Source organism: Pseudomonas sp. GW460-12-10-14-TSB1 (assembly GCF_017349775.1).
GTDB lineage: Bacteria > Pseudomonadota > Gammaproteobacteria > Pseudomonadales > Pseudomonadaceae > Aquipseudomonas > Aquipseudomonas piscium.
Genome location: NZ_JACNAC010000017.1, coordinates 56,128 through 80,441, shown reverse-complemented (window position 1 = coordinate 80,441; position 24,314 = coordinate 56,128). Strand labels below are relative to the sequence as shown.

General features: G+C 61.8%; 19 protein-coding genes. 12 read left to right on the top strand and 7 right to left on the bottom strand.

Translation table 11 applies throughout. The annotated features are described in order from the left end of the window. Positions 1 to 131 precede the first annotated feature (131 nt). Entirely contained in the window at positions 132 to 2,873 is a 2,742-nt protein-coding gene (gene acnA, locus J4D52_RS13105; protein WP_102676878.1) for an aconitate hydratase AcnA, read from the bottom strand. A gap of 207 nt (positions 2,874 to 3,080) precedes the next feature. Between acnA and rlmM the strand changes: the two genes are divergently transcribed. Both rlmM and tusA read left to right on the top strand, forming a co-directional pair. Then, entirely contained in the window at positions 3,081 to 4,154 is a 1,074-nt protein-coding gene (gene rlmM / locus J4D52_RS13100) for a 23S rRNA (cytidine(2498)-2'-O)-methyltransferase RlmM (RefSeq protein ID WP_102676877.1), read from the top strand. Between the two features lie 79 nt (positions 4,155 to 4,233). Next, positions 4,234 to 4,485 carry a sulfurtransferase TusA gene (tusA, locus tag J4D52_RS13095; RefSeq protein WP_007921329.1) on the top strand — a complete coding sequence of 84 codons (252 nt, stop codon included), beginning with the start codon at positions 4,234 to 4,236 and terminating at the stop codon, positions 4,483 to 4,485. On the opposite strand, the gene J4D52_RS13090 is transcribed toward tusA, so the two are convergent. Continuing rightward, positions 4,482 to 5,888 (bottom strand): MATE family efflux transporter, encoded by a 1,407-nt coding sequence (locus tag J4D52_RS13090; RefSeq protein WP_102676876.1) that lies wholly within the window; start codon positions 5,886 to 5,888, stop codon positions 4,482 to 4,484. The two genes, tusA and J4D52_RS13090, sit on opposite strands and share 4 nt — an antisense overlap. A gap of 179 nt (positions 5,889 to 6,067) precedes the next feature. Here J4D52_RS13090 and pdxB point away from each other — a divergent pair, with 179 nt between their 5' ends. Continuing rightward, positions 6,068 to 7,213, top strand: coding sequence for a 4-phosphoerythronate dehydrogenase PdxB (gene pdxB / locus J4D52_RS13085; protein WP_063429264.1), 1,146 nt, complete (start codon positions 6,068 to 6,070; stop codon positions 7,211 to 7,213). Between the two features lie 80 nt (positions 7,214 to 7,293). Here the strand turns inward: pdxB and J4D52_RS13080 are convergent, their stop codons facing one another. After that, on the bottom strand, positions 7,294 to 7,473 hold the full coding sequence (locus J4D52_RS13080) for a PA1571 family protein (protein WP_007921326.1): 180 nt from the start codon (positions 7,471 to 7,473) through the stop codon (positions 7,294 to 7,296). A 347-nt stretch (positions 7,474 to 7,820) separates the two neighbouring features. Between J4D52_RS13080 and J4D52_RS13075 the strand changes: the two genes are divergently transcribed. Continuing rightward, positions 7,821 to 9,596 (top strand): ABC transporter transmembrane domain-containing protein, encoded by a 1,776-nt coding sequence (locus J4D52_RS13075; RefSeq protein ID WP_164485750.1) that lies wholly within the window; start codon positions 7,821 to 7,823, stop codon positions 9,594 to 9,596. 61 nt (positions 9,597 to 9,657) lie between these two features. Here the strand turns inward: J4D52_RS13075 and J4D52_RS13070 are convergent, their stop codons facing one another. Next, a complete protein-coding gene (locus tag J4D52_RS13070; RefSeq protein ID WP_063429267.1) occupies positions 9,658 to 11,586 on the bottom strand; it encodes a transglycosylase SLT domain-containing protein in 1,929 nt (642 codons plus the stop codon). Between the two features lie 213 nt (positions 11,587 to 11,799). Here J4D52_RS13070 and J4D52_RS13065 point away from each other — a divergent pair, with 213 nt between their 5' ends. Beyond that, positions 11,800 to 13,719 (top strand): ATP-binding cassette domain-containing protein, encoded by a 1,920-nt coding sequence (locus J4D52_RS13065; RefSeq protein WP_063429269.1) that lies wholly within the window; start codon positions 11,800 to 11,802, stop codon positions 13,717 to 13,719. 87 nt (positions 13,720 to 13,806) lie between these two features. Here J4D52_RS13065 and J4D52_RS13060 read toward each other — a convergent pair whose 3' ends face one another. Then, positions 13,807 to 14,244 (bottom strand): universal stress protein, encoded by a 438-nt coding sequence (locus J4D52_RS13060; RefSeq protein ID WP_007921319.1) that lies wholly within the window; start codon positions 14,242 to 14,244, stop codon positions 13,807 to 13,809. Positions 14,245 to 14,348: 104 nt separating this feature from the next. Here J4D52_RS13060 and J4D52_RS13055 point away from each other — a divergent pair, with 104 nt between their 5' ends. From J4D52_RS13055 to J4D52_RS13025, 7 genes are all read left to right on the top strand, one after another. Further along, the gene (locus tag J4D52_RS13055) at positions 14,349 to 14,786 is read left to right on the top strand and encodes a hypothetical protein (protein WP_025804226.1); all 438 of its coding nucleotides are present in this window, start codon (positions 14,349 to 14,351) and stop codon (positions 14,784 to 14,786) included. Positions 14,787 to 15,368: 582 nt separating this feature from the next. Further along, the gene (fadB, locus tag J4D52_RS13050; RefSeq protein ID WP_053278156.1) at positions 15,369 to 17,516 is read left to right on the top strand and encodes a fatty acid oxidation complex subunit alpha FadB; all 2,148 of its coding nucleotides are present in this window, start codon (positions 15,369 to 15,371) and stop codon (positions 17,514 to 17,516) included. A gap of 29 nt (positions 17,517 to 17,545) precedes the next feature. Beyond that, a complete protein-coding gene (gene fadA / locus J4D52_RS13045; RefSeq protein WP_009047962.1) occupies positions 17,546 to 18,721 on the top strand; it encodes an acetyl-CoA C-acyltransferase FadA in 1,176 nt (391 codons plus the stop codon). Positions 18,722 to 18,810: 89 nt separating this feature from the next. Further along, complete coding sequence (locus tag J4D52_RS13040; RefSeq protein WP_023968538.1) at positions 18,811 to 19,047, top strand: DUF1653 domain-containing protein; 237 nt, start codon at positions 18,811 to 18,813, stop codon at positions 19,045 to 19,047. 114 nt (positions 19,048 to 19,161) lie between these two features. Continuing rightward, a complete protein-coding gene (topA, locus tag J4D52_RS13035) occupies positions 19,162 to 21,774 on the top strand; it encodes a type I DNA topoisomerase (protein WP_025804224.1) in 2,613 nt (870 codons plus the stop codon). Between the two features lie 142 nt (positions 21,775 to 21,916). Continuing rightward, positions 21,917 to 22,441 carry a DUF6586 family protein gene (locus tag J4D52_RS13030; RefSeq protein ID WP_025804223.1) on the top strand — a complete coding sequence of 175 codons (525 nt, stop codon included), beginning with the start codon at positions 21,917 to 21,919 and terminating at the stop codon, positions 22,439 to 22,441. A 275-nt stretch (positions 22,442 to 22,716) separates the two neighbouring features. Continuing rightward, on the top strand, positions 22,717 to 22,950 hold the full coding sequence (locus J4D52_RS13025) for a hypothetical protein (RefSeq protein WP_009042980.1): 234 nt from the start codon (positions 22,717 to 22,719) through the stop codon (positions 22,948 to 22,950). Between the two features lie 104 nt (positions 22,951 to 23,054). Here the strand turns inward: J4D52_RS13025 and sulA are convergent, their stop codons facing one another. Next, positions 23,055 to 23,528, bottom strand: a complete 474-nt coding sequence (gene sulA, locus J4D52_RS13020; RefSeq protein WP_025804222.1) for an SOS-induced cell division inhibitor SulA — start codon at positions 23,526 to 23,528, stop codon at positions 23,055 to 23,057. A gap of 10 nt (positions 23,529 to 23,538) precedes the next feature. Next, on the bottom strand, positions 23,539 to 24,147 hold the full coding sequence (lexA, locus tag J4D52_RS13015; RefSeq protein WP_102676875.1) for a transcriptional repressor LexA: 609 nt from the start codon (positions 24,145 to 24,147) through the stop codon (positions 23,539 to 23,541). Positions 24,148 to 24,314: the final 167 nt, after the last annotated feature.

Here is a 24,314-nt window from a genome sequence, read left to right as displayed (position 1 = left end):
CAGCCGCTCGCGCCACCTGCGTCAGCGGTTACTGGATAGAACGAACGGGGGGCCAGTATAACGAGGCGGGGGCGATGAATAAGTGAAACAAAAACACCGCCCGAAGGCGGTGTTGGTTTTGCGGCATGGCGTTACGCGGCGATCAGCTGTCGCAGGACGTAGTGCAGGATCCCACCGGACTTGAAGTATTCCACTTCGTTCAGGGTGTCGATGCGGCACAGCACCTCGACCTTTTCCTGGCTGCCATCCTCGCGGGTGATCACCAGGGTCAGGTTCATCCGCGGCGTCAGTTCGACGCCGGTCAGGCCCTGGATATCCAGGGTTTCCTTGCCAGTGAGGTTCAGGCTCTTGCGGTTCTGGTCGAGCTTGAACTGCAGCGGCAGCACGCCCATGCCCACCAGGTTGGAGCGGTGGATGCGTTCGAAGCTCTCGGCGATCACCGCCTTGACCCCCAGCAGGTTGGTGCCCTTGGCGGCCCAGTCGCGGCTGGAGCCGGTGCCGTATTCCTGGCCGGCGATCACCACCAGTGGCGTGCCCGATTGCTGGTAACGCATGGCCGCGTCATAGATCGCCAGTTTCTCGCCGGTGGGGATATAGATGGTATTACCGCCTTCTTCGCCGCCGAGCATTTCGTTGCGGATGCGGATATTGGCGAAGGTGCCGCGCATCATCACTTGATGGTTGCCGCGACGCGAACCGTAGGAGTTGAAATCCCGCGGTTCCACGCCTTGCTCGCGCAGGTAGCGACCGGCCGGGCTGTCGGCCTTGATGTTGCCGGCCGGGGAGATGTGGTCGGTGGTCACCGAGTCGCCCAGCAGCGCCAGGACCCGCGCGCCCTTGACATCCTTGATCACCGGCAGGGGGCCGGTGATGTCGTCGAAGAAGGGTGGGTGCTGGATATAGGTGGAATCCGCCTGCCACACGTAGGTCGCGGCCTGCGGCACTTCGATGGCTTGCCACTGGGCGTCGCCGGCGAACACCTCGGCGTATTCCTTGTGGAACATCCGGGTGTTGACCTGGGCGACCGCCTCGGCGATTTCCTGGGTGCTCGGCCAGATGTCGCGCAGGTAGACCGGCTTGCCGTCCTTGTCTTCGCCCAGCGGCTCGCGGCTGATATCGATGCGCACGCTGCCGGCCAGGGCATAGGCGACCACCAGCGGCGGCGAGGCCAGCCAGTTGGTTTTCACCAGCGGGTGCACGCGGCCTTCGAAGTTGCGGTTGCCGGACAGCACCGAGGCGACGGTCAGGTCGGCTTTCTGGATGGCTTTCTCGATCGGCTCCGGCAAGGGCCCGGAGTTGCCGATGCAGGTGGTGCAGCCATAACCCACCAGGTCGAAACCCAGGGCGTCGAGGTATTGGGTCAACCCGGCGGCCTTGTAGTAGTCGGTGACTACTTTCGAGCCCGGGGCCAGCGAGCTCTTCACCCAGGGCTTGCGCTTCAGGCCTTTTTCCACGGCTTTTTTCGCCACCAGGCCGGCAGCCATCATTACGCTGGGGTTGGAGGTGTTGGTGCAGGAGGTAATAGCGGCGATCACCACTGCGCCGTTCTTCAGGCGATAGGTCTGGCCATTGTGGGCGTAATCGACTTCACCTATCAGGTCGGCGCTGCCCACGGCCACGCCACCACCGCCTTCGCTTTCCAGGCGGCCTTCTTCCTTGCTGGTGGGCTTGAACTGTAGGTCGAGGAAGTCGGTGAAGGCCTGGCCGACGTTCGGCAGCGAGACCCGGTCCTGCGGCCGCTTCGGCCCGGCCAGGCTGGCTTCCACCGTGCCCATGTCCAGCGCCAGGCTGTCGGTGAACACCGGCTCCTTGCCCGGCAGGCGCCACAGGCCCTGGATCTTGCTGTAGGCCTCCACCAGTTTCACCACAGCGTCCGGGCGGCCGGACAGGCGCAGGTATTCCAGGGTGACGTCATCCACCGGGAAGAAGCCGCAGGTGGCGCCGTATTCCGGGGCCATGTTGGCGATGGTGGCGCGGTCGGCCAGCGGCAGGTCGGCCAGGCCGTCGCCATAGAACTCGACGAATTTGCCGACCACGCCTTTCTTGCGCAGCATCTGGGTGACGGTCAGCACCAGGTCGGTGGCGGTGATGCCTTCCTTGAGCTTGCCGGTCAGTTTGAAGCCTATGACTTCCGGGATCAGCATCGACACCGGCTGGCCGAGCATCGCCGCCTCGGCCTCGATGCCGCCCACTCCCCAGCCGAGCACGCCGAGGCCGTTGATCATGGTGGTGTGGGAGTCGGTGCCGACCAGGGTGTCGGGGAAGGCGTAGGTGCGGCCGTCTTCGTCCTTGGTCCAGACCGTGCGGCCCAGGTATTCCAGGTTGACCTGGTGGCAGATGCCGGTGCCCGGCGGTACCACGCTGAAGTTGTCGAAGGCGCTCTGGCCCCAGCGCAGGAAGGCATAACGTTCGCCGTTGCGCTGCATTTCAATGTCGACGTTCTGTTCGAAGGCGGTGCTGCTGCCGAACTTGTCGACCATCACCGAGTGGTCGATCACCAGGTCCACCGGCGACAGCGGGTTGATGCGTTGCGGGTCGCCGCCGGCCTTGGCCATGGCCGCGCGCATGGCCGCCAGGTCGACCACCGCCGGCACGCCGGTGAAGTCCTGCATCAGCACCCGCGCCGGGCGGTACTGGATCTCGCGATCCGAGCGACGCTCCTTGAGCCAGGCGGCGAGGGCCTTGAGGTCGGCGCCGGTGACGGTCTTTTCGTCTTCCCAGCGCAGCAGGTTTTCCAGCAGGACTTTCAACGACATCGGCAGCTTGTCGAGATCGCCAAGGCGCTTGGCGGCTTCCGGCAGGCTGAAGTAGTGGTAGGTCTTGTCGTCGATTTTTAATGTTTTAAGGGTTTTCAGGCTATCGAGGGACGGCATTGAATCACTCCTTTTGGTCCGCACGGCTACGGACCTGACGGGAAGGGCAGAGCTCTTAAGCTAGCCCTGTTTTCAGTAGCTGGCTAATAACTGGACTCTATGGACAAGTCCAAGGTTCCGAACTCGGCTATCATGCGCCGGTTTTCGTGACAGGCTTTGCTACAGCGGGTTTGCGCATGATTCATTGCCAATTGCCCAGGAGATTCGATGAACACCCTCTTTATGCACTGCCGGCCGGGCTTCGAAGGCGAAGTCTGTTCCGAGATCGCCGACCATGCCGCGCGCCTGAACGTGGCCGGGTACGCCAAGGCCAAGCCGAGCACTGCCTGTGCCGAGTTTGTGTGCAGCGAAGAAGACGGCGCCGAGCGCCTGATGCGCGAGCTGCGTTTCGCCGAGCTGATCTTCCCGCGACAGTGGGCGCGGGGCGTCTTCGTCGATCTGCCGGAAACCGATCGCATCAGCGTGATCCTGGCCCATCTGGCGAGCTTCCCGACCTGTGGCAGCCTGTGGCTGGAAGTGCTGGATACCAATGACGGCAAAGAGCTGTCGAACTTCTGCAAGAAATTCGAAGCGCCGCTGCGCAAGGCCCTGACGGCGGCCGGCAAGCTGGTGGACGATGCCGGCAAGCCGCGCTTGCTGCTGACCTTCAAAAGCGGTCGCGAGGTTTTCGTCGGCCTGGCGGATGCCGGCAATTCGGCCATGTGGCCGATGGGCATTCCGCGCTTGAAGTTCCCTCGTGAAGCGCCCAGCCGCTCGACCCTGAAGCTGGAGGAGGCCTGGCACCACTTCATTCCTCGCGAGCAGTGGGACGAGCGCCTGCACGGCGACATGACCGGCGTCGACCTGGGCGCCTCCCCGGGTGGCTGGACCTGGCAACTGGTCAACCGCGGCATGCTGGTCACCGCCGTCGACAACGGGCCGATGGCCGAAAGCCTGATGGACACTGGCCTGGTGCAGCACCTGATGGCCGACGGTTTCACCTTCAAGCCCAAGCAGCCGGTGGACTGGATGGTCTGCGACATCGTCGAGAAGCCGGCGCGCAACGCCGCCTTGCTGGAAACCTGGATCGGCGAGGGGCACTGCCGCGAAGCGGTGGTCAACCTGAAGCTGCCGATGAAGCAGCGTTACGCGGAAGTGAAGCGTTTGCTCGAACGGATCGAAGACGGCTTCAAGGCCCGTGGCATTCGCGTGGCGATCGGCTGCAAGCAGCTGTACCACGACCGTGAAGAAGTGACCTGCTACCTGCGCCGGCTGGATGAAAAGAAGCCCAAGGCACGTTGAGCATAGTTGCGGCGCAATGTCACAGATAGCGTCGATGCCGGCATTGCGCGACAATGCCGGCCAGTTTCAGGAGTGAGTTATGAGTCAAATCATCGATACGCCGGTCGACGGCACGCTGGATGCCACCGGGCTCAATTGCCCGGAGCCGGTCATGATGCTGCACCAGCATATTCGTGACCTGCAGCCCGGCGGCCTGCTCAAGGTGATCGCCACCGATCCCTCGACCCGCCGCGACATCCCCAAGTTCTGCGTGTTCCTCGACCATGAGCTGGTCGCCCAGCAGGAAGAGGCCGGCACCTACCTGTACTGGATTCGCAAGAAGTCCGGTTAACCCGCCGCCTGGCTGATGCGGATTCGCTTGCGCGCGCTGCGTGCCAGGCGGATCGACAGCATCAGCGCCGCGCAGCTCAGGCCGGCAATCAAACCTTCCCACAGCCCGCTCGGGCCGCTGGCAGGGCCGAACCAGTCGGTCAGCCCCAGCACATAACCCACCGGCAAACCTATGCCCCAGTAGGCGAGCAGCGTCAGGACCATGGTCACCCGGGTGTCCTGGTAGCCGCGCAGGGCGCCTGCGCAGATCACCTGGATCGCGTCGGAGAACTGGTAGAGCGCGGCGTACACAATCAGCATCGCCGCCACCTGGATCACCGCGGTGTCCGGGGTGTAGATCGAGGCGATGGATTCACGCAGCAGCAGGATCAGGCTCGCGGAGAACAGGGCGAAGGCCAGCGCCGCGCCCAGGCCGACGCCGGCGGCGAAGCGTGCCTGATGCGGATTGCCGGCGCCCAGGGCCTGGCCGACCCGCACGGTGACCGCCATGCCCAGGGAATACGGAATCATGAACAGCAGGGAGCTGATGTTCAGGGCGATCTGGTGCCCGGCCACCACCGTGGCGCCGAGGCTGCCGATCAGCAGGGCGATCACCGCGAAGATGCTCGATTCGGCAAACACCGCGATGCCGATCGGCAAGCCGACGCTCAGCAGGCGCTTGATCACCGCCCACTGCGGCCAGTCGAAACGCTTGAACAGCTGGCTGCTCTGGTAGGCCGGGGCCCAGCGGGTCCAGCCGGCCATGGCCAGCATCATCGCCCACATCACGATGGCGGTGGCCCAGCCGCAACCGACGCCGCCCATGGCCGGCACGCCGAGGTAGCCATAGATGAACATGTAGTTGATGGGGATGTTCAGGGCCAGGCCGAACAGGCCGATGACCATGCTCGGCCGGGTGCGGCCCAGGGCATCGCTGCAGCAACGCAGCACGTAATACAGCGCCACCGCCGGCAGGCCGCTGGCGATGCCGTGCAGGTATTCCATGCAGGGGCCGATCAGCGTCGGGTCGACCTTCATCAGGTGCAGCACCGGCTCGGCACTGAGCAGAATCAGGCTGGCGGCCAGGCCGACCGCCAGGGCCAGCCACAGCGCCTGGCGCACGATCGGGCCGATCTCGCCATAGGTGCCGGCGCCGACCCGCTGGGCCACCTTGGGCGTGGTGGCCAGCAGGGTGCCGGTCATCAACAGGAACACCGGGATCCAGATCGAGTTGCCCAGCGCCACCGCCGCCAGGTCCCGTGGGCTGTACCGCCCGGCCATCACCGCATCGACGAAGCCCATGGCCGTGGTCGCCAACTGCGCGATCATGATCGGCAAGGACAGGGCCAGCAGGCTGCGCAGTTCAAGGCGCACCCGGGCCGGGCGGTTGAGGGAGGTGGCAGGGATATCGGTCACGGAATTCACAGGCGAAGCGTCCACAGGGTTGATGCGCAGGGCGGCGTATTCTACGCATTGACGGATGAGTCAGGAAAAAACCTCTGTTGTCGATTTGTAAGTGCTGGCGGAGGGTGGCGAAGTGGATTGCTCGCTGGCCCAACACGGCCTTCTACGCCTAAACTGCGGCTCCGCGAAAGGAGCCTGCCATGCTGATTGTTGCCGACGAAAATATTCCCCTGCTCGATGCCTTTTTTGCCGGCTTCGGCGAGATTCGCCGTTTTCCGGGGCGGGCCATCGACCGCGCCGCCATCGAGGGCGCCGATGTGTTGCTGGTGCGTTCGGTGACCCAGGTCAGCCGCGCCCTGCTCGAAGGCAGCCAGGTGCGTTTTGTCGGGACCTGCACCATTGGCACCGATCACCTGGACCTCGAGTATTTCCACGAGGCGGGCATTCGCTGGTCCAGCGCGCCGGGCTGCAATGCGCGCGGGGTGGTCGACTATGTGCTGGGCAGCCTGCTGACCCTGGCGGAAATCGAAGGCGCCGACCTGACGCAACGCACGTACGGCGTGGTGGGCGCGGGCGAGGTCGGAGGACGGCTGATCGAGGTGTTGCGCGGCCTGGGCTGGAAGGTCCTGGTCTGCGACCCGCCACGGCAGGTGGCGGAAGGTGGCGACTACGTCGGCCTGGAACAGATCCTTGACCAGTGCGATGTCATCAGCCTGCACACACCCTTGACCAAGGCCGGCGAGCTGCCGACCTGGCACCTGCTGGACAAGCAGCGCCTGCAACAGCTGCGCCCCGGGGCCTGGCTGATCAACGCCAGCCGCGGCGCGGTGGTGGATAACACAGCGCTGCGCGAGGTGTTGCTCGAGCGTGAAGACCTGCAGGCGGTGCTGGATGTCTGGGAGGGCGAGCCCCAGGTCGATGTGGCTCTGGCCGACCTGTGCGTGCTGGCCACGCCGCATATCGCCGGTTACAGCCTCGATGGCCGGCAACGCGGGACGGCGCAGATCTATCAGGCGCTCTGCGATTACCTCGGCCAGCCGCAAGCGATTCATTTGCGCGACCTGCTGCCCCGGCCATGGCTGTCGGAAGTGAGCCTCGATGCCAATAGCGATCCGGCCTGGTCCCTGGCGATGATCTGTCGGGCGGTCTACGACCCGCGGCGCGACGATGCGGATTTCCGCCGCAGCCTGGTGGGCAGCGTGGCCGAGCAGCGCGCGGCCTTCGATGCGTTGCGCAAGGGCTATCCGCCGCGACGTGAAATCGATGGGCTGGCCGTGCGTATCCAGGGCGAAGCGCCAGGCTTGCAGCAGATCGTATCGGCCCTGGGATCGGTGTCGGTTCGCTGATCGGGCCTCGAGCCGGGTGTTTCCGGTAGGCATAAAAAACCCGGCTTCAGGGCCGGGTCAAGAGGACGTGAGGCTATGTGTCAATCTTGCTGCGCAGGCTTGACCAGTCGCTTTTCCAGTTCGCGGCAGGCGTTCTGGATCATGTCTTCGGTGATCGGTACTTCGCGACCCTGAGCGTCGATAATGGCGCATCCCAGAGACTGGTCGGGGTGGGTACGAATCACTTCAATCTTGTCATTGCTGCTGTTTTGCAAGGACATGGCCTGTCTCCTCATCAGGTTGTGCGCTTACTTTAAAACCGCCAGGTGACCAAGCTGTGACAACTCCCTGCAAGGTCCCACTACGGCGTTTTCTATCCGGTGCAGTCCTCAGTCCAACAGAAATGCCTGTGGACTTCCACTCGGACCTTAGACCAATAGCATCTAGGCTCCAGTATCAGCGGACATAATTAACCTGACTCATTGTGATTTACCGAAGTTCCAGGAAAAGAAGGTTCCAGGAAAACAGGTTCCAGGAAATCGGTTCCGACAAACAGGGCTGCGCCTCATGACTGTGCTGGATCACCCAGCGGTGGATGGGGCGGGGCGGTTCCCAGGTGTGCTTCCGGATGAACTTCATGCTTTCTTCGCGTCAACGCCGGGCGATTCGCCTGGCCAGTCGTTTCATCGCGCCTTATCGCTGGCAGGCCCTGGGGGCGTTGCTGGCGCTGGTGGTGACTGCGGGTATCACCCTGTCCATGGGGCAGGGCATCCGCCTGTTGGTGGACCAGGGGTTCATGACCGGATCACCGGATCTGCTCAACCAGTCCATCGGCCTGTTTCTGCTGCTGGTGCTGGGGCTGGCGGTGGGGACGTTCGTGCGTTTCTACCTGGTGTCGTGGATCGGCGAACGCTGCGTGGCGGACATCCGTCGGCAGGTGTTCAATCATCTGATCTACCTGCACCCGGGCTTCTATGAGAACAACCGCAGCTCGGAGATCCAGTCGCGGCTGACCGCCGACACCACCTTGCTGCAATCGGTGATCGGCTCGTCTCTCTCGCTGTTCTTGCGCAATGCGCTGATGGTGATCGGCGGCATCGTGCTGCTGTTTGTCACCAACCCCAAGCTCACCAGCATCGTGGTGATCGCCTTGCCTCTGGTGTTGGTGCCGATCCTGATTTTCGGCCGTCGGGTACGCAGCCTGTCGCGCTTGAGCCAGGACCGTATCGCCGATGTCGGCAGCTACGTGGCGGAAGCCCTGGGCCAGATCAAGACGGTCCAGGCCTATAACCACCAGCCCCAGGATGAGCGGCGTTTCGCCCTGACGGTGGAGGATGCGTTCGACACCGCGCGCCGGCGTATCGTCCAGCGTGCCTGGCTGATTACCCTGGTGATCGTGCTGGTGCTGGGGGCGGTCGGGGTGATGCTCTGGGTCGGCGGCATGGATGTGATCGCCGGGCGCATTTCCAGTGGCGAGCTGGCGGCCTTTGTCTTCTACAGCCTGATCGTCGGCAGTGCCTTCGGCACCCTGAGCGAAGTGATCGGCGAGCTGCAACGGGCCGCCGGCGCGGCGGAGCGGATTGCCGAGTTGCTGCGTTCGGAAAACCTCATCCAGCCGCCGAGCGATGGCCTGGCCACCTTGCCCGAGCGGGTACGGGGCGAGCTGGTGCTGGAGAACCTGCGCTTCTCTTATCCGTCGCGTCCGGACAGTTATGCTGTCGATGGCTTGAGCCTGACCGTTCGCGAGGGGGAAACCCTGGCGCTGGTCGGGCCGTCGGGGGCGGGCAAGTCGACCATCTATGATCTGCTGCTGCGTTTCTATGACCCGGAGCAGGGGCGCATCCTGCTCGATGGCGTGCCCTTGACCCAGCTCGATCCGCAGGATGTGCGTCGCTGTTTTGCCTTGGTGTCGCAAAGCCCGGCGCTGTTCTTCGGCAGCATCGAGGAGAACATTCGTTATGGCAAACCCTCGGCCACCCCGGAGCAGGTCAGGGAGGCGGCAAGGATTGCCTACGCCCACGACTTCATCGAGAAAATGCCCGAGGGTTATCAGACCCATCTCGGCGATGCGGGGCTGGGGCTTTCCGGTGGCCAGCGCCAGCGCCTGGCGATTGCCCGGGCGCTGCTGGTGGATGCGCCGATCCTGTTGCTGGATGAAGCCACCAGCGCCCTGGATGCCCAGAGCGAACATTTGATCCAGCAGGCCTTACCGAGCCTGATGAAGAATCGCACCACCCTGGTGATCGCCCATCGCCTGGCCACGGTGAAAAATGCCGACCGGATCGCGGTGATGGATCAGGGCCGGCTGGTGGCGGTGGGTACCCACCAGGAATTGATCGCCAGCAATCCGCTGTATGCGCGCCTGGCGGCGCTGCAGTTCAGCGATGGGCAGCCTGCCTCCTGAGCCAGCGCTGGAAACAAAAATGCCCGCATCGCTGCGGGCATTTTTTATGAGGCGTTATCGCTTACTGATCGTCGAAATACCGCTCATGCCAATCCACCAGTGGCTGTGGCGAATTGAGTTTCTGGCCGTAGATCACCGAATAGGACAGCACGTTCTGCACGTACTGGCGGGTTTCGTCGAATGGAATGCTCTCCACCCAGACGTCGAAGCTCAGGTGGTCGGCGCCCCTGAGCCATTGGCGCACGCGGCCGGGGCCGGCGTTGTAGGCGGCGGAAGCGAGCACCCGGTTGCCGTTGAACTGGCTGTGCACCTGGCTCAGGTAGGCGGCGCCGAGCTGGATGTTCTTGTCCGGGTTCAGCACTTGCTGCGGTGAGGCCAGCGGGATGCTGAACTTGCGTGCGGTTTCCTTCGCGGTGCCAGGCATCAGCTGCATCAGGCCGGCCGCGCCGACGCCCGAACGAGCGTCGTCCATGAACGCGCTTTCCTGGCGGGTGATCGCGAATACCCAGCTCGAGTGCAGGCCGCGGACCTTGGCTTCGCGCACCAGGGTGTCGCGGTGGGCCATCGGGAAACGGATGTCCAGGTCGTCCCAGTACTTCGCCTGGCTGATGGTGCGGATGGCCGGGAAGTACCATTTCAGGTCGTAGGCCAGCTTTGCCTGGGCGACCATCTCGTCACGGCTGAAGTGACGGCTGACGTGGTACCACTCACGCCGGCCATCGACGATCTGGCCGCGGGCATGGAATTCCAGAGCGCGCCGCACGCCCGGCGTATTGCGCACCTTGTTGATCACCTGCTGGCTGAGCACCAGCGGTTTGTTGTTCAACTGATAAGGCAGTTGGGTGCGGTCGGCCGCGAGGAAACCATAGAAGTCGCGCTCGTTGGCCAGGCCTTTGTAGAGGGTCTGTGCCTGAGGGTTCTGCGGTTGGGCCAGTTCCAGGCTGCGCGCTTGCCAGTAACGCCAGCGGTTGGTGGTCGCCAGATCCTGGGGCAGCTTGCGGGTCAACTGGTAGGCATCTTCCCAGCGAGCCAGGCGCAACAGCAGGCGCAGGCGCCATTCGGAAACCGTGTTGTCGCGCAGCTCGGGATCGTATTTGGTCATCACCTCCAGGCCGCGGCTGTCGAAGCGCCGCGCCAGGGTCAGGCCGATCTCCCGGGCAATCGCCACTTTTTCGTCACGGGAGAAGTGCATGCTGCTGGCATAACCGTCGAGCAGGGCCATGGCCCTGTCCGGATCCTGGCGGGCCAGGCGACGCAGGCCCAGGCCGACCACGTCGGACATGGCTTCGCTGGCCGGGGTGAAGCGCGACGGCTGGCTGAGCAGCTCGGGCTTCTGGGCAGCGTCTACCAGCAACCGACCCTGAGGGGCGAGGGTGGTCATGCTTTTGACCAGGCTATTGGCCAGGGGATAGTTGCGGGCTTCGGCGGCCAGTTTGGCGCGTTGCCAGCGCTTCTGTTCGGTCAACTGGCCTTCGGCGGCCCACTGGGCGAACAGCGCATCGCAGGTGGCCGGCAGGGATTTGCCGCTGAGCCAGAGCTTGTCGGTGGCGGCGTAACCTTCGGCCTTGAGGTTGTGGCCCAGTTGGTATTGCGCGTTCAGGCAGTCCAGCTCGGTGAAATTGAGCTTGGGATCGTAATACTTGACGAAGGTGGCCCAGTCGCCGCGTTCGGCCAGCCAGCGCAACCAGCGCAGTTTCATCCAGTTGGCCTGGGGCAGGTCGCCGTGTTCACGGAGAAACTTTTCGATCTCGGCGTTGCTGGCGGTCTTTAACCGGGCGGTCAGTTCGTCATAGGCCAGATAGGGCTCGAGCGGGTAGTCGGCCAGGACCTGGCTGTAGCGGAAATAAGGGCCGGAGTCGCCCTTGGCCAGAGCGCGCTTGGCTTCATCGTAATATTGGCGCTGGAGTGAGAGGTCCGCGGCCTGAGCGGTGTGCACGGCAGAGGCAGAAAGAAGCAGGCAGGATAAAAGACTGAAAAGGCGACTGCGCATGAGACATCCGGGCAGAGAAATCATGACAAGTGCCGACAATGCCAACACTGATTATTTCCTAGCTTAGCCTTTTGCCAGCTACGGGTGAAAGCTTTGCCGGCCTCTTGTCGCCAGTTCGCTGCAAATGTTGTTCAGGGTGCTTCAGGAGCGAAAATGCCGGCCTTCTGAGGCCTCAACTCAGGTAGAATGCGCGCCCGGTTTTTGGAGAAGCTCATGACCCTGCTCAAATTCAGCGATGTGTCCCTTGCGTTCGGCGCTATGCCGTTGTTGGACAAGGTGTCCTGGCAGATCGCCCGTGGTGAGCGGGTGTGCATCATCGGCCGCAACGGCACTGGCAAATCCAGCATGCTGAAGCTGGTCAAGGGCGATCAGAAGCCCGACGACGGTTCCGTATGGCGCGCGCCCGGTCTGAAAATCGGCGAGTTGCCGCAGGAATTGCCAGTGGCCGACGAGCGGACGGTGTTCGACGTCGTCGCCCAGGGCCTCGATGGCGTTGGCGAACTGCTGGCGCAGTATCACCACCTGAGCCAGAACATCGTCACCGATGCCGATCTGGAAAAGCTCATGCACGTCCAGCACGACCTCGAAGCCCGTGATGGCTGGCGCTTGCAGACGCTGGTGGACAGCACCCTGAGCCGCCTGCAGTTGCCGGCCGACAAGACCCTCGCCGAGTTGTCCGGTGGCTGGCGTCGTCGCGTCCTGCTGGCCCAGGCCCTGGTGTCCGAACCGGACCTGCTGCTGCTCGACGAACCGACCAACCACCTGGATATCGGTGCCATCGCCTGGTTGGAAGAAGCCCTGAAGGACTTCCAGGGCGCCGTCCTCTTTATTACCCACGACCGTTCCTTCCTGCAGAACCTGGCGACCCGGATTCTCGAGCTGGACCGTGGTGGGTTGATCGACTGGAACGGCGACTACGCCAGTTTTCTGGTGCACAAAGAGGCCGTGCTGGCGGCTGAAGAGACGGCCAACGCGCTGTTCGACAAGCGCCTGGCCCAGGAAGAAGTCTGGATTCGTCAAGGCATCAAGGCCCGTCGTACCCGTAACGAAGGCCGCGTGCGCGCCCTCAAGGCCCTGCGTGTCGAGCGCAGTGAGCGTCGCGAGCGTACCGGCAAGGCCAATATCCAGCTGGAAACCGCCGACAAGTCCGGCAAGCAGGTAATGGTGCTCGAAGACGTGAGCTTCGCCCATCCGGGCGGTCCGTTCCTGGTCAAGGATTTCTCCATGGTCCTGCAGCGCGGCGACCGTATCGGCCTGCTCGGCGCCAACGGCACCGGCAAGACCACACTGCTCAAGCTGATGCTGGGCGGCCTGGTGCCGAGTAGCGGCAAGGTCGAAGAGGGCACGCGCATCGACGTGGCCTACTTCGACCAGTTGCGTCACCAGCTGGACCTGGAAAAGACCGTGATCGACAACGTCGCCGAAGGTCGCGACTTTATCGATATCGATGGCCAGAGCCGTCACGTGCTCAGCTACCTGGGGGATTTCCTGTTCAGCCCGCAGCGTGCTCGCACGCCGGTCAAGGCGCTGTCCGGTGGCGAGCGTGCCCGCCTGTTGCTGGCCAAGCTGTTCAGCAAGCCGGCCAACCTGCTGGTGCTCGACGAACCGACCAACGACCTGGACGTGGAAACCCTCGAGCTGCTGGAAGAGGTGCTGCTGACCTTCCAGGGCACCGTGCTGATGGTCAGCCACGACCGGGCATTCCTCGATAACGTGGTGACCAGTACCCTGGTGTTCGAAGGCGAAGGCAAGGTTCGCGAATACGTCGGTGGTTATCAGGACTGGCTGCGCCAGGGTGGTTCGCCACGCCTGCTGGGCGTGACCGAGAACAAGTCCGGCAAGGCCGAGCTGAATTCGGCGGTGGTTGCCCCTGTCGCGGCGGCACCTGCTGCGGCACAGGAAGCGCCTGCGGCCAAGAAGAAGCTCAGCTACAAGTTGCAGCGGGAGCTCGAGGCGTTGCCTGGCCAGATCGAAGCCATGGAGCAGCAGATCGCCAGCGTGGAAGCGGAGATGGCTGACGCCGGCTTCTATCAGCGTCCTGCGGCCGAGACCACGGCGGTCATCGCCCAGTTGGAACAGCTCAATGCTGAACTGGATGTGATGGTCGAGCGCTGGGCCGAGCTGGATGCCTGAGTGACCTTGCGTCAATAAAAAAGCCCGACATTCATGTCGGGCTTTTTGCAGGGCCGGTGCGGGCGGAGAATTCTGCCTGCGGCGGGCTCAGCGCTTGACCAGGTGCACGGCCAGTACGTCGCAAGGGGCACCGTGCAGCACGTCGTTGGCGGTCGAACCCAATAGCAGGGCCAGGCCGTGGCGGCCATGGCTGCCGACCACGATCAGGTCGCATTCCTGTTCCTTGGCCAGGTGGTGGATTTCCTGGCGTGGCTGGCCATAGGTCAGGTGGCTGTATTCCTTGGACAGCTCAGGGTATTTGGTGATGAGGCGATCGAGACGCTCTTTGGCCTGGTCGAACTGCTGCTGTTGCAATTGGGACAGGTCCATCGGCACGTCGCCGCCGAACGCCATGGCCATCGGCTCGACAATATGCACCAGGGACAATTTGGCGCTGTTGCTGACCGACAGCTCGCGGGCCCGGTGGATAACAGGATCGCACTCTTCGGTTAGATCTACGGCGACCAGAATATGGTGGTAGGGCATGAGGTGCTCCTCCTGAGGATTGCAATAGCTTCAAGTATGGCTGGTTTCAAGCGGATTGGTTCCGACCTGGATCAATCGGCTCATCAAGAATCGGGAGTACAGATATGACGGTCTGGATAGTGGTGTCAATCCTCGCGGTGGTCTTGAGCCCGCTGGCATGGCTGCGCCCGTCGCGCCGCCAGAGCGGGCAGATCGCCCTGCGCATGGAGGCGCGCCGCATGGGCCTGGGCATGCAACTGGCGCCTCAGGAGTGGCCGCACTGGATGGATCCGCAGCCTCCAAGCCCCTGCGCGCAATACCATCGGCCGCGGCGCGGTGCGCAGCCGGCCTGCTGGGCCTACTGGCAAAGCGCGCCGGGCATCTGGGTCAACCAATGGCGGGAAGCCTGTGCGGATCCGGTCTTGCTCGAGCACTTTCGCACACTGCCGGCCAACGTGTTCAAGGTCGAGGCCGACCGGCAGATGATCGTCTTGTATTGGGGCGAACGTGGCGAAGCCAGTGTTTTGCAAGACATTGCCGCGGTGCTCAAGGCATTGGCGTGAGGCATGACCTGCGCTGCAATGGCGCAGGTTATTGAAAGGCAGGCAATAAAAAGGCAGGCAATAAAAAGCCCGACAGGGTCGGGCTGGGTTGGCCAGGCAGGCCGGTAAATCCTTTCTGATCCCCTGGTTCTGAGCGGCCAGGGATAGAGTTGTCGCTGATCTTACGCCTGGTTTTCGGCCAGGCGTCCATATTTTTGCTCCAGGGTTGTGCCAGCGTAGCCGCGAATCGGTTATGGGGGCCACGCATTAGGGCGACTTTTCTAAAGATTGATTCTATGAATGTCCTGGGATGAGCAGGCTTGTTGATGGTGCGTGCCCGTCTGAAGTGACTAAGAAGTCGTGTTTTAAACAACCTTTTGGGCGATTGACAATTGTCGGATTTTGCCTGAATGTGGCGTACCCAAATCAAACGGGCGTATGAATTGAGCGTTTGTATTACCAGACGGCTCTTCCAGAATCCCGACTATCGCGTTGGCGGGTGTGCCTGGCGGATTGGCGTAGCATCGATGGAAACGTCGTTGCCGAGTCAGAAGTTAGCGTCCGACGTGTACTGTTCAGCTTCCATATCGTGGAGATCAGTTGATGATTTACGAAGGTAAAGCCATCACGGTTAAGGCTCTTGAAAGTGGCATCGTCGAATTGAATTTCGACCTCAAGGGTGAGTCCGTCAACAAGTTCAACCGTCTTACCCTGAACGAATTGCGTTCGGCCGTAGACGCCATCAAGGCAGATGCGTCGGTCAAGGGTGTGATCGTCAGCAGTGGCAAGGACGTCTTCATCGTCGGCGCCGACATCACCGAATTTGTCGATAACTTCAAGCTGCCGGATGCAGAGCTTGTCGCAGGCAACCTCGAAGCCAACAAGATTTTCAGCGATTTCGAAGACCTCAACGTTCCGACTGTTGCCGCGATCAATGGCATCGCGCTGGGCGGCGGTCTGGAAATGTGCCTGGCAGCTGACTATCGCGTCATGTCCTCCAGCGCCAAGATCGGCCTGCCGGAAGTCAAGCTGGGTATCTACCCGGGCTTCGGCGGTACCGTTCGCCTGCCGCGCATCATCGGTGCTGACAACGCCATCGAGTGGATTGCCGCCGGCAAGGAAAACCGTGCCGAAGACGCACTGAAAGTCGGTGCGGTCGACGCTGTCGTCGCTCCGGAAAAACTTCATGAAGCAGCTCTGGCTACCGTCAAGCGCGCCATCTCCGGCGAGTTCGACTACAAGGCCAAGCGTCAGCCGAAGCTGGAAAAGCTCAAGCTCAACGCCATCGAACAGATGATGTCCTTCGAAACCGCCAAGGGTTTTGTCGCCGGCCAGGCTGGCCCGAACTACCCGGCGCCGGTCGAAGCCATCAAGACCATCCAGAAAGCCGCCAACTTCGGTCGTGACAAGGCGCTGGAAGTCGAGGCTGCAGGCTTCGTCAAACTGGCCAAGACTTCTGCTGCGCAGAGCCTGATCGGCCTGTTCCTGAACGACCAGGAACTGAAGAAGAAGGCCAAGGCCTACGACGAAATCGCCCAGGACGTGAAGCAGGCCGCCGTACTCGGTGCTGGCATCATGGGTGGCGGTATCGCCTACCAGTCGGCGTCCAAAGGCACGCCGATCCTGATGAAAGACATCAACGAACATGGTATCGAGCAGGGGCTGGCGGAAGCCGCCAAGCTGCTGGTCGGCCGTGTCGATAAAGGCCGCATGACCGCGGCGAAGATGGCCGAAGTGCTCAACGGCATTCGTCCTACGCTGTCCTACGGTGACTTCGGCCACGTCGACCTGGTGGTCGAAGCGGTCGTCGAGAACCCTAAGGTCAAGCAAGCGGTTCTGGCCGAAGTCGAAGACCAGGTCAAAGAGGACACCATCCTCGCTTCCAACACCTCGACCATTTCCATCAGCCTGCTGGCCAAGGCCCTCAAGCGTCCGGAAAACTTCGTCGGCATGCACTTCTTCAACCCGGTGCACATGATGCCGCTGGTCGAAGTCATCCGTGGCGAGAAGTCCAGCGAGCTGGCCGTGGCCACCACCGTTGCCTACGCCAAGAAAATGGGCAAGAACCCGATCGTGGTCAACGACTGCCCGGGCTTCCTGGTCAACCGCGTGCTGTTCCCGTACTTCGGCGGTTTCGCCAAGCTGGTCAGCGCCGGTGTGGACTTCGTGCGCATTGACAAGATCATGGAAAAATTCGGCTGGCCAATGGGCCCGGCCTACCTGATGGACGTGGTCGGCATCGACACCGGCCACCACGGTCGTGACGTGATGGCCGAAGGTTTCCCGGATCGCATGAAAGACGACCGTCGTTCGGCAATCGACGTGCTCTACGAAGCCAAGCGTCTGGGTCAGAAGAACGGCAAGGGCTTCTACGCCTACGAGGCCGACAAGAAAGGCAAGCAGAAGAAAGTGGCCGACCCGTCGGTGCTGGAAGTGCTCAAGCCTATCGTGTACGAGCAGCGTGAAGTCACTGACGAGGACATCATCAACTGGATGATGATCCCGCTGTGCCTGGAAACCGTTCGTTGCCTGGAAGACGGCATCGTCGAGACCGCGGCCGAAGCCGATATGGGCTTGGTGTACGGTATTGGTTTCCCTCCATTCCGTGGCGGTGCGCTGCGCTACATCGATTCGATCGGTGTTGCCGAGTTCGTTGCCCTGGCCGACCAGTACGCCGATCTGGGCGCGCTGTACCACCCGACCGCGAAGCTGCGCGAGATGGCCAAAAATGGCCAGAGCTTCTTCGGTTAAGCGCCCCCTACTAGAGCGAGAGTGAATATATGAGCTTGAATCCTAGAGACGTCGTGATTGTCGACTTCGGTCGTACTCCGATGGGCCGCTCCAAGGGCGGCATGCACCGCAACACCCGCGCCGAAGACATGTCGGCGCACCTGATCAGCAAATTGCTGGAACGCAACTCCAAGGTCGATCCGGCGGAAGTCGAGGACGTGATCTGGGGCTGTGTGAACCAGACCCTGGAGCAGGGTTGGAACATCGCGCGCATGGCGTCGCTGATGACCCAGATCCCGCACACTTCGGCCGGCCAGACCGTCAGCCGTCTGTGTGGCTCGTCGATGAGCGCGCTGCACACCGCCGCCCAGGCCATCATGACTGGCAACGGTGACGTATTCGTGGTTGGCGGCGTCGAGCATATGGGCCACGTGAGCATGATGCACGGTGTCGACCCGAACCCGCACATGTCCCTGTACGCGGCGAAAGCCTCGGGCATGATGGGCCTGACCGCAGAAATGCTCGGCAAGATGCACGGCATCACTCGTGAACAGCAGGACGCCTTTGGCGTGCGTTCCCATCAGCTCGCCCACAAGGCGACGGTGGAAGGCAAGTTCAAGGACGAGATCATCCCGATGCAGGGTTACGACGAGAACGGTTTCCTGAAACTGTTCGACTACGACGAAACCATTCGTCCCGAGACCACCCTGGAAAGCCTGGCGGCCCTCAAGCCGGCCTTCAATCCGAAGGGCGGTACCGTGACTGCCGGTACTTCGTCGCAGATCACCGATGGTGCTTCGTGCATGATCGTGATGTCGGCGCAGCGTGCCCAGGACCTGGGTATCCAGCCGCTGGCGGTGATCCGCTCGATGGCGGTGGCGGGTGTGGATCCGGCGATCATGGGCTATGGTCCAGTACCGGCCACGCAGAAAGCATTGAAGCGCGCGGGCCTGGGAATTGCCGATATCGACTTCTTCGAGCTCAACGAAGCTTTCGCGGCGCAGGCTCTGCCAGTGCTGAAAGATTTGAAAGTGCTCGACAAGATGGACGAGAAGGTTAACCTGCACGGCGGCGCGATCGCCCTGGGTCACCCGTTCGGTTGTTCCGGTGCGCGTATCTCCGGCACCTTGCTCAATGTCATGAAGCAGAATGGCGGCACCTTTGGCGTGTCCACCATGTGCATTGGCCTCGGTCAGGGTATTGCCACTGTCTTCGAACGCGTTTAAGCGTTGCGTTGACGGAAGCCGGGGCCCAGTGCCCCGGTTTTTGTTTTTCTGAAGATTTATTATTTTTTATTTTGCGCGAGGGCCAGAACATGCAATTACAACCCGGGCTCTATCAGCATTACAAGGGACCGCAGTACCGCGTTTTCAGCGTGGCGCGGCATTCCGAGACGGAAGAGGAAGTGGTGTTCTATCAAGCCCTGTATGGCGATTACGGCTTCTGGGTGCGCCCCTTGAGCATGTTCCTGGAGTCGGTCGAAGTTGACGGCGAGCAGGTGCCACGCTTTGCTTTGGTGCAGGCCGAACCCAGTCTTTTTTCACGGCCATAAGCCGAGGTCGCGCAAAACCCTGCGCTTGACCTCACCTTGTTGCCACTATATATAGCGGTGCCGCGTCAGGCGCCAACCGCCTCTCACTTCTCGAATTCAGGAATTTTCCGATCCATGGGCAAATCGCTGGTCATTGTGGAATCCCCGGCTAAGGCCAAGACCATCAACAAGTACTTGGGTAACCAATACGTGGTGAAGTCGAGTATCGGCCATATCCGAGACCTGCCCACCAGTGGTTCGGCGAGCGCCGCCAAAGAGCCTGCCGCCAAGCGTGGCAAGGCGGCTGCTGGTGAAGCACCGGCGCTGTCGGCCAAGGAGAAGGCGCGCAAGCAGCTGGTCTCGCGCATGGGAGTCGATCCGGACCACGGCTGGAAAGCCAAGTACGAGATCCTTCCAGGCAAGGAAAAAGTCATCGAAGAGCTGCGCCGGCTCGCCAAGGATGCTGACACCATCTATCTCGCAACGGACTTGGACCGCGAAGGGGAAGCCATTGCCTGGCACCTGCGGGAAGCCATTGGTGGGGATGACAGCCGCTACAAGCGCGTGGTGTTCAACGAAATCACCAAGAAGGCGATCCAGGAAGCCTTCTCCCAGCCGGGCGAGCTGGATATCGATCGAGTCAACGCTCAGCAGGCGCGTCGCTTCCTCGACCGCGTGGTGGGCTACATGGTTTCGCCGCTGCTGTGGGCCAAAATCGCCCGTGGCCTGTCTGCCGGTCGCGTGCAATCGGTGGCGGTGAAGCTGGTGGTGGAGCGTGAGCGCGAGATTCGTGCCTTCATCCCTGAAGAATACTGGGAAGTTCACGCCGACCTCGGCACCGCCAAGGGCGCCAATGTGCGCTTCGAAGTGGCCCGTGAAAACGGCGAAGCCTTCAAGCCGCTGAACGAAGCCCAGGCCATGGCGGCGCTGGAGAAGCTCAAGGCTTCGACCTACACCATCGCCAAGCGTGAAGACAAACCGACCAGCAGCAAGCCATCGGCCCCGTTCATTACTTCCACCCTGCAACAGGCCGCGAGCAACCGCCTGGGCTTCGGGGTGAAGAAAACCATGATGATGGCCCAGCGTCTGTATGAAGCCGGCTACATCACCTATATGCGTACGGACTCGACCAACCTCTCGGCTGATGCCCTGACGATGGCGCGGACCTATATCGAAGAAGAGTTCGGCAACAAATACCTGCCGTCCTCGCCGAACTTCTACAGCAGCAAGGAAGGGGCCCAGGAGGCGCACGAAGCGATTCGTCCGTCCGACGTGAACACCCACCCAAGCAAACTGTCGGGCATGGAGCGTGACGCTGAGCGCCTCTACGAGCTGATCTGGCGCCAGTTCGTGGCCTGCCAGATGCTGCCGGCGCAATACCTGTCGACCACCGTCAGCGTCGCCGCTGGTGGCTTCGAGCTGCGTGCCAAGGGCCGTATCCTCAAGTTCGACGGTTACACCCGGGTCATGCCGCAGATGAGCAAGCCGGGCGACGACGATGTCCTGCCGGACATGGCGCAGGGCGATGTGCTGAAGCTGATCAAGCTCGACCCGAGCCAGCACTTCACCAAGCCGCCGGCGCGTTACTCCGAAGCCAGCCTGGTCAAGGAAATGGAAAAACGTGGCATCGGTCGTCCTTCGACCTACGCGGCGATCATTTCCACCATCCAGGACCGTGGCTACGTGGCGCTGCACAACCGTCGCTTCTATTCGGAAAAGATGGGCGACATCGTCACCGAGCGTCTGTCCGAGAGCTTCTCCAACCTGATGGACTACGGTTTCACCGCCGGCATGGAAGAGCACCTCGATGACGTGGCCCAGGGCGAGCGCGACTGGAAAAACGTCCTCGACGAGTTCTACGGCGATTTCAAGAAGAAGCTCGAAGTGGCCGAAGGCAGCGACAGCGGCATGCGCGCCAACCAGCCGGTGATGACCGATATCCCGTGCCTGACCTGTGGTCGTCCGATGCAGATTCGTACCGCGTCCACCGGTGTGTTCCTCGGTTGCTCGGGTTACAGCCTGCCGCCGAAAGAACGCTGCAAGGCTACCGTGAACCTGGTGCCGGGCGACGAGATCGCCGCGGACGACGAGGGCGAATCCGAATCGCTGGTACTGCGCGGCAAGCACCGTTGCCCGATCTGCAGCACGGCGATGGACGCCTATCTGCTGGACGAGAAACGCAAGCTGCACATCTGCGGTAACAACCCGGATTGCGCGGGCTACGAGATCGAAGAGGGCAGCTACCGCATCAAGGGCTACGAAGGTCCGAGCCTGGAATGCGACAAGTGCGGCAGCGAGATGCAGCTCAAGACCGGTCGTTTCGGCAAGTTCTTCGGTTGCACCAACCCGACCTGCAAGAACACCCGCAAGCTGCTCAAGAGCGGTGACGCGGCGCCGCCGAAGATGGATCCGGTGAAGATGCCCGAGCTGAAATGCGAGAAGGTCAACGACACCTACATCCTGCGCGACGGAGCCTCGGGTCTGTTCCTGGCGGCCAGCCAGTTCCCGAAAAACCGTGAGACCCGCGCACCGCTGGTGCTCGAGCTGATCCCGCACAAAGACGAGATCGATCCGAAGTATCACTTCCTCTGCGAAGCGCCGAAGAAGGACCCTGAGGGCCGTCCGGCGGTGATCCGCTACAGCCGCAAGACCAAGGAGCAGTACGTGCAGACCGAAGTCGACGGCAAGCCGACCGGCTGGCGTGCGTTCTACGACGCTGGTAGCTGGAAAGTCGAAGACAAGCGTTAACGTCCGCCTCGGGCGCTTCTGACGGGCCGCGTAACCTTCTCAAGGGTGCGCGGCCTTTCTTTTGGGCTTGCGGTGGGCCGGAGTGTTCCATGACACTGTACGGCCAGCCTGCTGTTATCTATTCGTTGTGGAGATTGCCGTCATGGCCCACGAACTCTATACCCGTACCAATCAGAAAATTTACTTCGCCGGCCTGTCGCTGGAAGCCTTGGCGCGAGCCGAAGCGGGCGGGGCAATGAATGCGCAGGCGCTGGTGCAGGCAGGGCGAGAGTCGGTGTTGTTTCACCTGTACGGCGCGCTGCTTGGCTTGTGCCATGAAATCGCCGGCTTCTATCGCCTCCCGCAGGCCAATGCGCCCCGCGCGGAGTTGCTGCTGACCCGCGAGGTGCTGGAAAGCATTGCCATCCCTGAGTTGGCCGAGCTCGTAGAGCTGGCCCATAACCCCGAGACCTGGCTGGCGAAGCTGCTGGCTGCCCATTCGGCGATGTTCCAGCCGCCGCGAGTGCCGCATAAACCCAAGGGCGATGTCACCCAGCCTCTGATTGTCGCGGTGAACCTCGACGAAGAAGAGCAGGAGCCAGAGCTGAGCCGGGAAGAGCTGGAGCAATGGCGTCAGAACCTCAAGGCTTTGGCGATCCGCTTCCGTGACGGGCTGAATGAGTGTTGAGCCGCCGATAGTACGGCCCATCATTCAGGGTGAGTAGGCGTTCAATCACTGTATCCAGATGTCCCCGAACTCCCGGGTCAACTCGGTTATCAACAAGAGCAGGCCATTACGCCATTTTCCGATAAGAAAGCCGTCGCCAGTTTTGATTGCAGGCCGAGTTTCTGATGACAAATGTATGTTTGTAACGTCAGGCCAATAAAGAAAACCCTTTGGGCCCGAGCGAGGTCGGGGCGATGACTGATATAATCCCGGCCTTTCGTGGAGAACAGACCTTTATGCCAACGTCCTTTCTAGAAATTGTCGAATTGCCAGACGGTCGTATCGAGCTGCGCAGGGCCGAGGACGAGGGTTCTCTGGTCACTCTGGACTTTTCAGAGGATGCCAAAGCCTTCTTGCAAGGCCAGCATGTCGAGGTGGCCAAGGCCATGTTGAGTGTGGGTGTGCAGATGGCGGGTCGCCTGGTTGAAGGCGAATTGGAGAAAGAAGAGGGGCCACGGATTCTTCATTGAGTCCGTTTGTCGGTTTTTTTGCTGTCGTTCGTCGCCTCCTTTCGGCTTCTCAATCCTGGAGAAGCCTTGTGTTATTCAAGCGTGTCCATCGACGCTTCTAGCGGTCAGCCCAGACGAATATTCAGGCTTTGTGCGTCGCCCATGCGGGCTGCGCTGATGAGCTGTTGACGGGCACTGCTGTTCAGCGGGTTGAGCCAGCTGACAACGGTGTGGCTGCGGCCCAGGCGTAGAGCCTCGCAAGCCAGTTGTTGCGCGCTTTGGGCGCCGCGCGGGTGCAGCAGCAGAATCCGTTCGCGGTTCAGGCCGGCATCCCGCAGCCAGGTCTGGGTCAGGCTTGCCGGTGGGGCAATCAATGTCAGCCAGCGCGCGTCCTGATCCTGGCTCAGTTCCCTGAGGATAGGCGCCAGCAGGCTCAGGCAGTTCCCGGCAGCGCCGCGTAACGACAGTTCACTGAAGGCTTCCGGTTCGTTGCTCCAGGGCGATTCGACTACCTCTTTGAGGATAGGCGCCAGGGGTTGGGCCATGAAGGCTTCGAACAGTGGCAGTTGTGCATGCTGTGGTGTGTGAGGGAACTGCATAGAGCCTCCTTTAGCGGCGAATGACGCCGACACTCAAGCCTTCGATCACCAGGTCCTGATCTTTCAGGTTGACTTCGATAGGGGCGAACTCAGGGTTTTCGGCAATCAGCCAGACTTTGCTGCCTTCGCGCTTGAAGCGTTTCACGGTGACTTCATCACCAATGCGGGCGACGATGACCTGGCCATTGCGGGCCTCGCGAGTGGTGTGCACGGCCAGCAGGTCGCCATCGAAGATGCCGATGTCCTTCATGCTCATGCCGTGAACCCGCAGCAGGTAGTCCGCACGCGGATGGAAGAAGGCCGGATTGATGTTGCAGGACTCTTCGATGTGCTGCTCGGCGAGAATCGGCGCGCCGGCGGCAACCCGGCCGATGATGGGCAGGCTGGAGTCGTCGGGCTTGGCTTCGAACCCCGGGATGCGAATGCCGCGGGAGGCGCCTGGAGTCATTTCGATCGCGCCCTTGCGGGCCAGCGCCTTGAGGTGTTCTTCGGCGGCGTTGGGCGACTTGAAACCCAGTTCCTGGGCGATTTCCGCACGGGTCGGTGGGTAGCCGTTGTCTTCGAGGCAGCGTTTGATAAAAGCCAGAATCTCAGCTTGGCGTGGCGTCAGTTTTAGCATGTCGATCGCTCTGTCTTTTTATACAGTGACTGGAATTATATACAGTGAATAGCGCTTGGCAATCCTCCTTTTTCCAATCGCCGCTGGACGGTCGGGTCGTCGCTGCATATGCCTGGTGTCGCGTGGCTGGCTACAGGAAGCGGCAGGTATGGTTAAATAACTGACTG

Bases quoted from the DNA above. Each gene is read 5' to 3' on its own strand.
- J4D52_RS13055 (WP_025804226.1), top strand. From the start codon at position 14,349: ATGACGGTCTGGATAGTGGTGTCAATCCTCGCGGTGGTCTTGAGCCCG.
- J4D52_RS13075 (WP_164485750.1), top strand. From the start codon at position 7,821: ATGAACTTCATGCTTTCTTCGCGTCAACGCCGGGCGATTCGCCTGGCC.
- J4D52_RS13065 (WP_063429269.1), top strand. From the start codon at position 11,800: ATGACCCTGCTCAAATTCAGCGATGTGTCCCTTGCGTTCGGCGCTATG.
- J4D52_RS13030 (WP_025804223.1), top strand. From the start codon at position 21,917: ATGGCCCACGAACTCTATACCCGTACCAATCAGAAAATTTACTTCGCC.
- tusA (WP_007921329.1), top strand. From the start codon at position 4,234: ATGAGTCAAATCATCGATACGCCGGTCGACGGCACGCTGGATGCCACC.
- rlmM (WP_102676877.1), top strand. From the start codon at position 3,081: ATGAACACCCTCTTTATGCACTGCCGGCCGGGCTTCGAAGGCGAAGTC.
- J4D52_RS13040 (WP_023968538.1), top strand. From the start codon at position 18,811: ATGCAATTACAACCCGGGCTCTATCAGCATTACAAGGGACCGCAGTAC.
- J4D52_RS13070 (WP_063429267.1), bottom strand. From the start codon at position 11,586: ATGCGCAGTCGCCTTTTCAGTCTTTTATCCTGCCTGCTTCTTTCTGCC.
- topA (WP_025804224.1), top strand. From the start codon at position 19,162: ATGGGCAAATCGCTGGTCATTGTGGAATCCCCGGCTAAGGCCAAGACC.
- fadB (WP_053278156.1), top strand. From the start codon at position 15,369: ATGATTTACGAAGGTAAAGCCATCACGGTTAAGGCTCTTGAAAGTGGC.
- J4D52_RS13025 (WP_009042980.1), top strand. From the start codon at position 22,717: ATGCCAACGTCCTTTCTAGAAATTGTCGAATTGCCAGACGGTCGTATC.
- J4D52_RS13080 (WP_007921326.1), bottom strand. From the start codon at position 7,473: ATGTCCTTGCAAAACAGCAGCAATGACAAGATTGAAGTGATTCGTACC.
- acnA (WP_102676878.1), bottom strand. From the start codon at position 2,873: ATGCCGTCCCTCGATAGCCTGAAAACCCTTAAAACATTAAAAATCGAC.
- fadA (WP_009047962.1), top strand. From the start codon at position 17,546: ATGAGCTTGAATCCTAGAGACGTCGTGATTGTCGACTTCGGTCGTACT.
- sulA (WP_025804222.1), bottom strand. From the start codon at position 23,528: ATGCAGTTCCCTCACACACCACAGCATGCACAACTGCCACTGTTCGAA.
- pdxB (WP_063429264.1), top strand. From the start codon at position 6,068: ATGCTGATTGTTGCCGACGAAAATATTCCCCTGCTCGATGCCTTTTTT.
- J4D52_RS13060 (WP_007921319.1), bottom strand. From the start codon at position 14,244: ATGCCCTACCACCATATTCTGGTCGCCGTAGATCTAACCGAAGAGTGC.
- lexA (WP_102676875.1), bottom strand. From the start codon at position 24,147: ATGCTAAAACTGACGCCACGCCAAGCTGAGATTCTGGCTTTTATCAAA.